This window comes from Streptomyces rhizoryzae, assembly GCF_023155275.1.
In the GTDB taxonomy this organism is placed as follows: domain Bacteria; phylum Actinomycetota; class Actinomycetes; order Streptomycetales; family Streptomycetaceae; genus Streptomyces; species Streptomyces rhizoryzae.
This window is the reverse complement of the sequence record NZ_JALMUV010000088.1, coordinates 1-10,206: the sequence shown is the minus strand read 5'-3', so window position 1 is coordinate 10,206 and position 10,206 is coordinate 1. Positions and strand designations below refer to the sequence as shown.

Here is a 10,206-nt window from a genome sequence, read left to right as displayed (position 1 = left end):
CACACCACCCCCGCAGACCCGTCACCGCACCCCGAAAGCCCCGCGCAGCGGAAACCCGCCCCCGCGCCGCAGGCGCACACGAAAGAACCCCCGCGGCGGGAAAGCCGACAACGTGGGAGGGCACGCGCTACGCACGCGCTACGCACGCGCCGCGTTCACCAGGGTGGTCATGACCCTGGTGTCCTCCCCGGCCTCGGGGTGCCACTGGACGGCCAGGGTGAGGGCCGGGGCATCGGGCAGTTCGATGGCCTCGATCGTGCCGTCCGCCGCGTGGGCCGAGGCCACCAGTCCCCGCCCGAGCCGGTCCACGGCCTGGTGGTGGTAGGTCGGCACGGACACCGGGGCGGGCAGCGCCGCGGCCAGCAGGGTGCCGGGCACGGGGGTGATCTCGTGCCGGCCGAAGAGCCCGGGCGGGCCGGCATGGCCGTCCAGGTGCTGGACGAGGGTGCCGCCGAGCGCCACGTTCAGCAGTTGGAGGCCGCGGCAGATGCCCAGCAGCGGCACCCGGGCCGCCAGTGCCGCCTCGATCAGGGCCAGTTCCCAGGCGTCGCGGTCCCGGGCGGGCGGCCCGGTGCGCGGGTCCGGTGCGGCGCCGTAGCGGTCCGGGGCGATGTCCGCGCCGCCGGCGATCACCAGTCCGTCCAGCCGGGCGACGGCCGCCGCGGCGGTCTCCGGATCCCCGGGCGGCAGCAGCGCGGCCAGCCCGCCGGCCCGGTGCACCAGCCGCGGGTAGCCGGCCGGCACCAGCGCGGCGGGCAGCGTCCACACCCCCCACCGGGCCTCTTCCTGGTAGGTGCTGATGCCGATCAGGGGCGGGGCGGAGCGGGGCATGGCGGGAGTCCTCCGTGCGGTGCGGGATGCGGTGGGTGCGGTGGCGCGGTCGGTGCGGCGGTCAGTCGCGGGCGAGTTCGGCCTCGGCGGCGGCCAGTGCCGCGAACTCCTCCTCGGGTGCGGCGGCCACCAGCCGGTGGCGGGAGTAGCAGGCGAAGTAGGCCAGCGCGATCCCGTAGACGCCGAGCGCGATCAGCGCCGCCTCCTTGTCGACCAGGAACGTCGCCACCAGCGCCGAGCAGGCCAGGACGAAGGCGACGGACGAGGTCAGCATGCCGCCGGGGGTGCGGTACGGGCGGTGCAGGCCCGGTTCGCGGCGGCGCAGCACCAGGTGCGACAGTGCCATCAGGGCGTAGGAGATGGTGGCGCCGAAGACCGCGACGTTGAGCATTCGGGCGCCGTCGCCGGTGGCCGCGGCCAGCCCGAAGCCGAGCGCGCCGGGGACCAGCAGCCCCAGGTAGGGCGCCTTGCGGCGGCTGGTCAGGGAGAGGAAGCGGGGCAGGTAGCCGGCCCGGGAGAGCGCGAAGAGCTGCCGGGAGCCGGCGAAGATGAGGGAGAAGAAGGACGCCACCAGCCCGGCCAGTCCGGCGTAGTTGACGATCCTGCTGGCCGTGGTCGGGGTGCCGTGCGGCTGGAGCGCCTGCACCAGCGGGTCGCCGACGGACTGGATCGCGGCCGAGCCGCGGGCGCCGGTCGCCGCGGTGAAGGTGACCACCGCGAGCAGCAGCAGGACGCCCATCGCGGCCGCCATCGCGCGCGGCAGCGAACGGGCCGGGTCCTTGGTCTCCTCCGCCGCCAGCGGGACGCCCTCGACGCCCAGGAAGAACCACATGCCGAACGGGAACGCCGCCCAGATCCCCAGCACGCCGAACGGCAGCCACGAACTCGCCCCGAACGTACCGGACTTCACCGGGATGTCGTTGAGCGCGTCCACGTGGAAGTCGCTGAGCGCGGCGGCCGCGAAGACCAGCAGCGCGGCCACCGCGACGGCGGTGACGACCAGGCTGAACCGCAGCGCCTCACCCACACCCCACAGGTGGATGCCGATGAAGAGGACGAAGCAGGCGAGGTAGACGGGCCAGCCGGAGTGCAGCCCGAACAGGCCCAGGGACTGCACGTAGTCGCCGATGAAGATGGAGATTGCGGCCGGCGCCAGGACGTATTCGATCAGGATCGCGGTGCCGGTCAGGAAGCCGCCCCAGGTGCCCAGCGCGCGCCGGGCGAAGCCGTAGCCGCCGCCCGCGGTGGGCAGGATCGAGGCCAGTTCGGCCAGCGCGAAGACCAGGCAGGTGTACATCAGCCCCATCAGGACCGCGGCGATCGCCAGCCCGCCGAAACCGCCGTGCGCCAGCCCGTTGTTCCAGCCGGAGAAGTCGCCGGAGACCACGTAGGCGACGCCCAGGCCGGTCAGCAGCAGCGGGCCGGCGCTGCCGCGGCGCAGCGTGCGCCGCTCCAGATAGGTGTCGCCGGTGCCGTCCGGCGGGCCGCCGCCGGGGGACGCGCCGGACGATGCGGTCTGCGCACGGGTGCTGTCGGCCATGAGCCGCTCCTGCCTCGCGGGGGACAACCGGAGTAAAGGTTTAGCCGCATACCTTTGCTGCCCCGGGCGCTCAGCGCAAGACCCGTGCCGAAATCACCCGCCCCGGAGGCGGCCGGCGCGGCGCGCGGAGCGCCTACCGTGCGCCGCCGTCCCGCGCGGCCGGGCCCGCCGGGTCCGGTGCCGACAGGAAGCCGCGCAGCAGCGCCGCGGTGCCGCAGCAGTGCTCCCGCATCACCTCCCGCGCCCCGTCCGCGTCGCCCTCCAGTACCGCCTCCACCAGCGCGCCGTGCTGGGTCTGCGAGTGCTCCAGATTGCGCACCAGCAGCGGGATGCAGTCCAGCAGGTCGTTCACGCGCGCCCGGACCGCGGCGTACTGGGCGGCCAGCGACGGCGATCCGGACAGCTCCGCCAGTGTCAGGTGCAGCAGCGTGTCGCGCCGCCGGTAGTCGGCCAGCGGCGCGTCCTGGGTCGCGGCCAGCGCCGCCCGCAGCCGCTCCGCCTGCGCACCGGCCAGCCCGTGCGCCGCGCACAGCCCGGCCGCACCGACCTCCAGCACCTCCCGGAAGCGCAGGATGTCCTCCACGTCGGTCCGGCCGACCCGGCGCCGCAGCTCCGCCTCGTCCGGGCTGTCGGTGCGCACCCGGACGAACGTGCCGCCGTAGCGGCCGCGCCGGCTCTCCACCAGGCCCTCGTCCTGGAGGACCTTGAGCACCTCGCGCAGCGTGACCCGGCTGATCTGGAGCCGCTCCGCCAACTCCCGCTCGGCGGGCAGCCGTTCGCCCTGCGGCACCAGCCCGAGCCGGACGACCTGGAGTATCTGCTCCAGCGCCTCCTCGAAGCCGTTGCCCGCCCGGACCGGCCGCAGCACCGGCGCCAGCCGGTCGGCCGCACCGTCCATCGGAACCCCTTCCCAATCAATGGTCTGTATGGCTACCTTATGGCCTCCGGATGCACCGACAGGAGGCACCACCGTGGCAGACCGCACGCCCCCGCTCTCCGCCGAGGACCTCAGGGCCCTCGTCGACACCGGGGAGATCGACACTGTCGTCCTCGCCTTCACCGATATGCAAGGCAGGCTCCAGGGCAAGCGGTTCGCCGCCCGATATTTCCTCGACACCGTCCTCGAACACGGCACGGAGGGCTGCAACTACCTCCTCGCCGTGGACGTCGACCTCAACACCGTCGACGGCTACGCGATGTCCTCCTGGGAGCGCGGCTACGGCGACTTCGCCCTGCACGGCGACCCCGCCACCCTCCGCCGCACCCCCTGGAACCCCGGCACCGCCCTGATCACCGCCGACCTCGCCTGGCACGACGGCACCCCGGTCGCCGCCTCGCCCCGGCAGATCCTGCGCCGTCAGCTCGACCGGCTGGCCGAGCACGGCTGGACCGCGTACGCCGGCACCGAGCTGGAGTTCATGGTCTTCAAGGACACCTACGAGGACGCCTGGTCCCGCGGCTACCGGGGCATGACCCCGGCCAACCAGTGGAACGGCGACTACTCCGTCCTGGGCACCGGCCGCGTCGAGCCGCTGCTGCGCCGGATCCGCAACGAGATGGGCGCGGCCGGGATGACCGTGGAGTCCGCCAAGGGCGAGTGCAACCTCGGCCAGCACGAGATCGTGTTCGTCTACGACGAGGCGCTCACCACCTGCGACCAGCACAGCATCTACAAGACCGGCGCCAAGGAGATCGCCGCCCAGGAGGGCATGGCGCTCACCTTCATGGCCAAGTACGACGAGCGCGAGGGCAATTCCTGCCATATCCACCTCTCGCTCCAGGACGCGCAGGGCCGCCCGGTCCTGGCCGACGACGCGGGCCCGCACGGCATGTCGGCGACCATGCGGCACTTCCTCGCCGGCCAGCTCGCCGCGCTGCGCGACTTCACCCTGCTCTACGCCCCCAACATCAACTCCTACAAGCGGTTCCGCCCCGGCTCCTTCGCGCCCACCGCGGTCGCCTGGGGCCCGGACAACCGCACCTGCGCCCTGCGGGTGGTCGGCCGCGGCCGCTCCCACCGCCTGGAGAACCGCCTGCCCGGCGGCGATGTGAACCCCTACCTCGCGGTCGCCGGCATGGTCGCCGCCGGCCTGTACGGCATAGAGCACGAACTCGAACTCCCCGACGCCACCACCGGCAACGCCTACACCGGGGAGGCCGCCCACGTCCCGGCCACCCTCCGCGAGGCCGCCGGGCTGTGGGAGCGCAGCCCGATCGCCCGCGCCGCCTTCGGCGACGAGGTCGTCGACCACTACCGCCACATGGCCCGCGTCGAGCAGGACGCCTACGACGCCGCCGTCACGGACTGGGAGCGCTTCCGCTCCTTCGAGCGCATGTGAGGAACGCCCGTGCTGCAAGAGCTGACCATCCTCAACCCGGCGACCGAGGAAGTGGTGGCCACCGTCCCCACCACCCCGCCGGACGCGGTCGACGCGGCCGTCCGGCGGGGTGCCGCCGCCCAGGAGCGCTGGGCCGCGGTGGCCCCCGGCGACCGGGCCCGGCTGCTCCGCCGGTTCGCCGACACCGTCGACGCCCACATCGAGCCGCTGGCCCGGCTGGAACTGCGCGAGGCCGGCCACCCGATCGGCAACGCCCGCTGGGAGGCCGGCAACGTCCGCGACCTGCTGCACTACGCCGCCGGGGGAGTGGAGCGCCTGACCGGCACCCAGATCCCGGTGCCCGGCGGCCTGAACCTCACCGTCCAGGAACCGCTCGGCGTGGTCGCCGTCATCGCCCCCTGGAACTTCCCGATGCCGATCGCCGCCTGGGGCACCGCCCCCGCCCTCGCGGCCGGCAACGCCGTCCTCCTCAAGCCCGCCGAGACCACCCCGCTCACCGCGCTCCGGCTCGCCGAACTCGCCCTGGAGGCCGGGCTCCCCGAGGGCCTCTTCCAGGTCCTGCCCGGCGAGGGCCCGGTCACCGGCAGCGCCCTGGTCGACCACCCCGGCGTCGCCAAGGTCGTCTTCACCGGCTCCACCGCCACCGGCCGGCGGATCGCCGCGCAGTGCGCCGCGCAGACCAAGCGGCTCACCCTCGAACTCGGCGGCAAGAGCCCCAACATCGTCTTCGCCGACGCCGACATCGAGGCCGCCGCGGCCGCCGCCCCCGGCTCGTTCCTCGACAACACCGGCCAGGACTGCTGCGCCCGCAGCCGCATCCTCGTCCAGCGCGACGCCTACGACCGGTTCCTGGAGCTGCTGGAGCCCGCCGTCAAGGCGTTCACCGCCGGCGACCCGGCCGACCCCGCGACGCAGATGGGCCCGCTGATCTCCGCCGCCCAGCGCGACCGGGTCCGCTCCTACGTCGCCGAGGACGCGCCCGCCGCCATCCGCGGCGACGCCCCGGCCGGCAAGGGCTTCTGGTACCCCGCCACCGTCCTGGAGGGCCGCCCCGGCGACCGCGCCGCCGTCGAGGAGATCTTCGGCCCGGTCGCCGTCGTCCTCCCCTTCGACGACGAGGCCGACGCGATCCGGCTCGCCAACGCCACCGACTACGGCCTGGCCGGATCGCTGTGGACCCGCGACGTGGGCCGCGCACTGCGCGTCTCGCGGGCCGTCGCGGCCGGCAACCTCTCCGTCAACTCCCACAGCGCGGTGCGCTACTGGACCCCGTTCGGCGGCTTCAAGCAGTCCGGACTGGGCCGCGAACTGGGCCCGGGCGCCCTGGCCGCCTTCACCGAGACCAAGAACATCTTCATCAGCACAGAGGAGCGCTAAGTGACCGACCAGACCGCCGTCTGCCGCCGCCTCGCCGGCCGGACCGCCGTGATCACCGGTGCCGGCAGCGGCATCGGCCTGGCCACCGCCCGCCGGCTGGCCTCCGAGGGCGCCCACGTCGTCTGCGCCGACATCGACGAGAGCGCCGGCAAGGCCGCCGCCGAAGAGGTCGGCGGCACCTTCGTCCAGGTCGACGTCACCGACGCCGAGCAGGTCGAGGCGCTCTACCGGACCGCCTTCGAGACCTACGGCTCGGTGGACATCGCCTTCAACAACGCCGGCATCTCGCCGCCCGACGACGACTCCATCCTCACCACCGGCCTGGACGCCTGGAAGCGCGTCCAGGAGGTCAACCTCACCTCCGTCTACCTCTGCTGCAAGCACGCCCTGCCCTACATGCAGCGCCAGTTCGCCGAGACCGGGCGCGGCGGCTCGATCATCAACACCGCCTCCTTCGTCGCCGTGATGGGCGCCGCCACCTCGCAGATCAGCTACACCGCCTCCAAGGGCGGCGTGCTGGCGATGTCCCGCGAACTGGGCGTCCAGTTCGCCCGCGAGGGCATCCGGGTCAACGCGCTGTGCCCCGGGCCGGTCAACACCCCGCTGCTGAAGGAGCTGTTCGCCAAGGACCCCGAGCGGGCCGCGCGCCGCCTGGTGCACGTCCCGGCCGGCCGGTTCGCCGAGCCCGAGGAGATCGCCGCCGCGGTCGCCTTCCTCGCCAGCGACGACTCCTCGTTCGTCAACGCGGCCGAATTCCTGGTCGACGGCGGCATCGCGGGCGCCTACGTCACCCCCCTGTAGCCCTGGCAGGGCCCCCTGTAGGCTCCAAGATCAACTTCGGGACCGGCGCCACCGCGTGCCGGTCCCGGTGTGCTTCCCCCTTGACCACGGAGGATCCATGACCGCACCCACCAGGCGGCTGCTCGCGCTCGGCCTGGCCGGCGCCGCCGCGCTCGCCGCCCTCACCGCCACCGCGCCCGCCACCGCCGCCACCCCGGCGCAGGCACCGGCCCGCGCCCACTGCCCGCAGCTGTCCGAGGACCTCCCCTGGTACGGCGACAACCGCGCCCGGCTCCAGAAGATGATCGACGAGCGCGGCACCTGCTCCGGCCGCCACACCGGGCCCCGCCCGGTCGCCGCCTTCGACTGGGACAACACCGTCGTCAAGAACGACATCTCCGACGCCACCCTGGCCTGGATGCTCAAGCACGATGCCCTGCCCCGGCCCGCGCGCTGGCGGGACACCAGCCCCTGGCTGACCGCCGCCGCCGACCGCGCGCTGACCCGGGCCTGCGGCACCGGCCCGGCCGGCCGCCCGCTGCGCACCTCCACCAACGCCGCCTGCGCCGACGAGATCATGGAGATCCGCGGCGAGGCGAAGACCATGAGCGGCGCCGCGGCCTTCGCCGGCGACTGGAACCACCGCCGCACGGTCCCCGAATACGCCTGGGTGCCCCAGCTGTTCGCCGGCCTCAAGCCCGCCACCCTCACCCGCTACGCCCAGCGCGCCCGCACCGAGAACCTCGCCGCCCCGATCGGCGCCGTGCAGACCGTCGGCACCCACAAGCTGGCCGGCTACCTCCGCTACTACCCCCAGCAGAAGGACCTGATCCGCACCCTGAAGGCGGCCGGCTTCGACGTCTACATCGTCTCGGCGTCCGCCGAGACCGTCGCCGAGGCGTGGTCCGGCGGCGTCGGGGTGGACGCCGCGCACACCCTCGGCGTCCGCAACCGCGTCCGGCACGGCCGGCTCACCACCACCATCGCCGGCTGCGGCGACGTCAAGGACGGCCGGGGCGAGGTCATCCCGTACATCGACGGCAAGCGCTGCTGGATCAACCAGGAGATCTACGGGATCAAGGGCGCCGAGGCGTGGCGCCGGCAGGACCCCGCGCACCGCATCGCGCTGGGCGGCGGCGACGCCACCACCGACGTCACCTTCGTCGGCGACGCCACCGGCGCGCACCTGGTCCTGAACCGCAACAAGGACGAGCTGATGTGCCGTGGCTACGACAACGCCGACGGCCGCTGGGTGGTCAACCCGATGTTCATCGACCCGCTGCCCCGCAAGTCCGGTGCCTACCCCTGCGCCACCAAGGGCTACACCAACACCGACGGCACCCTCGGGCCGGTCCGCCGCCCCGACGGCACCGTCGTCCCCGACCAGCGCGACCGCATCCACGGCTGAGCCGGGCCGCCGGCCGGCCGGGCGGGGGCCGCACCGCCCTCCCGTGGCACCGTCACAGGAAGGTGCGGCCCTCGCCCCGGTACGTCGGCACGGTCGCCACCACCCGGTTCCCCTCGACCAGGTGCAGCCGCGCGAACCGCTCGCACAGCTCCCCGGCCTTGGCGTGCCGGAACCACACCTTGTCGCCGATGCCCAGCCCGTCGGCCGCCGCGCCCAGCAGCGGCGTCTGCACCTCGCCCGGCCCCTCCTGCGGGTCGTAGCGCAGCCCGGCCGGCAGGTACGGCTCCGGCAGCCGGTCCGGGCCGGCCACCCCGGACGCCGGGTAGCCGCCGCCAAGCACCGTCACCACGCCCGGCCCCGGCCGCCGCACCACCGGCTGGGCGAACAGCGCGGCCGGCCGCCCCCGGAACGACCGGAAGTTATCGAACAGCCGCGGTACGTACAGCCCCGAACCGGCCGCGATCTCGGTGACCGCCGCCTCCGCCGCGGTGTGCTGCACGCTCCCCGTCCCGCCGCCGTTGACGAACGCGAGCCGCGGCGCCACCGCCCGCACCGCCCGCACCGCCTCCCAGCGCCGGTGCGCCAGCTCCTTCCGCGCCGCCGCCTGCATCATCCGGACCGCCCGGGACCGCACCGGCCGGCCGGCGACCTCGTCGCCCACCCCCGCCACATGCCCCTCGTACGCCATCAGCCCCACCAGGCGGAACCCGCGGCGCCGGACCACCGTCCGGGCCAGCGCGGCCAGCGCCTCCGGGTCCCGCAGCGGCGACCGCCGGGCCCCGATCCGCACCCGGCCCGCCCGGAAGGACGTGTCCAGCTCCAGGCAGATGCGGATCTCCTCGCCCCGGCCCGGCCCGGCCGGGCGGGCGGCGTCGATCAGGTCCAGCTGCGCCGGGTCGTCGACCACCACCGTCACCGCCGCCGCGAGCCCGGGATCGCCCGCCAGCTCCGCGAACCCGGCCCGGTCCGCCGAGGGATACGCCAGCAGCACGTCGGCGAAGCCCGACCGGGCCAGCCACAGCGACTCGGCCAGCGTGAAGCTCATGATCCCGGCGAAGCCGTCCCGCGCCAGCACCCGCTCCAGCAGTGCCCGGCAGCGCACCGACTTGCTCGCCACCCGGATCGGCTTCCCCTTCGCGCGGCGCACCAGGTCGTCGGCGTTGGCGTCGAACGCGGCCAGGTCCACCACCGCCAGCGGCGCGTCCAGGTGCGCGGTGGCCCGGTCGAGCGCCGTGCGGTCCGGGAGACCGCTCGGCGCCGAGGGCGCGGCGGACGGGCCCGGGGTCCGGGAACGGGCGGTACGGGGGGACGCCGTGGCGGGGTGCGGGGACATGCCCGCAGCCTGCCAGACGCCGCTACCGCTGGGTAGGGGGACGAACCGCACCGGAACCGGCGCCGGAGCGCGCAGGGGTTGGAGCGGCGGCCGGGCCAGCCCTTACAGTGGCTCGACACCGCAACCAGCAGGTCAGCGGCGTGTTGTCCGGATACGAGCCACCCTGCCCCGATTGCTTCGGGTCCGGGGCACACCGTGCGAGGGGGAGCGCTGGTGAGCGCCGATGCCGATTACGCCGATGCGCCGCGCGTCCCGCCCATACCCCCGCGGCCACCGCACCGCCCCGCCCCCGACGAGGACCCCGCCACCACCGTCCTGCGGCCGGTCCCCGCCGACCCCGCCGTCCCCGCGCCCGCCGCCCGCCGGCCCCTCCCCGACGAGGCGCGGCCGTCCGCCGCGGCCGACGCCGGACAGCATCCGGACGCCCCGGCCCCCCGGCCCCCGGCACCCGCCGTACCGCCCACCCCGGCCGCACCCCCCGCACCTTCGGCCCCACCGGCTCCCGCCACCCCGCCGACCCCCGCCGCCGCACCGACCCCCGCCACCCCGCCGCGCCCTTCGGCCCCGCCCGCCGCGCCCCCGCAGCCGCGCACCGAGC

General features: G+C 74.9%; 8 protein-coding genes and 1 pseudogene. 5 read left to right on the top strand and 4 right to left on the bottom strand.

The annotated features are described in order from the left end of the window. Window positions 1-138: 138 nt before the first annotated feature. The 3 genes from MUU72_RS34505 to MUU72_RS34495 all read right to left on the bottom strand — a co-directional run bounded on the left by MUU72_RS34505 (window position 139) and on the right by MUU72_RS34495 (window position 3,269). Entirely contained in the window at window positions 139-831 is a 693-nt protein-coding gene (locus MUU72_RS34505) for a gamma-glutamyl-gamma-aminobutyrate hydrolase family protein (RefSeq protein ID WP_248017409.1), read from the bottom strand. 61 nt (window positions 832-892) lie between these two features. Beyond that, window positions 893-2,371 carry an ethanolamine permease gene (gene eat / locus MUU72_RS34500; protein WP_248017408.1) on the bottom strand — a complete coding sequence of 493 codons (1,479 nt, stop codon included), beginning with the start codon at window positions 2,369-2,371 and terminating at the stop codon, window positions 893-895. Between the two features lie 133 nt (window positions 2,372-2,504). Further along, window positions 2,505-3,269, bottom strand: a complete 765-nt coding sequence (locus tag MUU72_RS34495) for a FadR/GntR family transcriptional regulator (protein ID WP_248017407.1) — start codon at window positions 3,267-3,269, stop codon at window positions 2,505-2,507. 73 nt (window positions 3,270-3,342) lie between these two features. Here MUU72_RS34495 and MUU72_RS34490 point away from each other — a divergent pair, with 73 nt between their 5' ends. The 4 genes from MUU72_RS34490 to MUU72_RS34475 all read left to right on the top strand — a co-directional run bounded on the left by MUU72_RS34490 (window position 3,343) and on the right by MUU72_RS34475 (window position 8,275). Next, a complete protein-coding gene (locus MUU72_RS34490; RefSeq protein ID WP_248017406.1) occupies window positions 3,343-4,710 on the top strand; it encodes a glutamine synthetase family protein in 1,368 nt (455 codons plus the stop codon). 9 nt (window positions 4,711-4,719) lie between these two features. Further along, entirely contained in the window at window positions 4,720-6,087 is a 1,368-nt protein-coding gene (locus MUU72_RS34485) for an aldehyde dehydrogenase family protein (protein ID WP_248017405.1), read from the top strand. Continuing rightward, window positions 6,088-6,888, top strand: a complete 801-nt coding sequence (locus MUU72_RS34480; protein WP_248017404.1) for a 3-oxoacyl-ACP reductase — start codon at window positions 6,088-6,090, stop codon at window positions 6,886-6,888. It abuts the gene before it with no gap. A 97-nt stretch (window positions 6,889-6,985) separates the two neighbouring features. Further along, on the top strand, window positions 6,986-8,275 hold the full coding sequence (locus tag MUU72_RS34475; protein ID WP_248017403.1) for an HAD family hydrolase: 1,290 nt from the start codon (window positions 6,986-6,988) through the stop codon (window positions 8,273-8,275). A 52-nt stretch (window positions 8,276-8,327) separates the two neighbouring features. Here MUU72_RS34475 and MUU72_RS34470 read toward each other — a convergent pair whose 3' ends face one another. Next, the gene (locus tag MUU72_RS34470; RefSeq protein WP_248017402.1) at window positions 8,328-9,608 is read right to left on the bottom strand and encodes an amino acid deaminase/aldolase; all 1,281 of its coding nucleotides are present in this window, start codon (window positions 9,606-9,608) and stop codon (window positions 8,328-8,330) included. Between the two features lie 213 nt (window positions 9,609-9,821). On the opposite strand from MUU72_RS34470, the pseudogene MUU72_RS34465 reads away from it, so the two are divergent. Beyond that, window positions 9,822-10,206, top strand: a pseudogene (locus MUU72_RS34465) (MinD/ParA family protein); the annotation flags it as partial.

What these genes read in the sequence shown, in the direction of transcription:
- MUU72_RS34475 (WP_248017403.1), top strand. Translation starts at nt 6,986, where the DNA reads ATGACCGCACCCACCAGGCGGCTGCTCGCGCTCGGCCTGGCCGGCGCC.
- MUU72_RS34505 (WP_248017409.1), bottom strand. Translation starts at nt 831, where the DNA reads ATGCCCCGCTCCGCCCCGCCCCTGATCGGCATCAGCACCTACCAGGAA.
- MUU72_RS34470 (WP_248017402.1), bottom strand. Translation starts at nt 9,608, where the DNA reads ATGTCCCCGCACCCCGCCACGGCGTCCCCCCGTACCGCCCGTTCCCGG.
- eat (WP_248017408.1), bottom strand. Translation starts at nt 2,371, where the DNA reads ATGGCCGACAGCACCCGTGCGCAGACCGCATCGTCCGGCGCGTCCCCC.
- MUU72_RS34495 (WP_248017407.1), bottom strand. Translation starts at nt 3,269, where the DNA reads ATGGACGGTGCGGCCGACCGGCTGGCGCCGGTGCTGCGGCCGGTCCGG.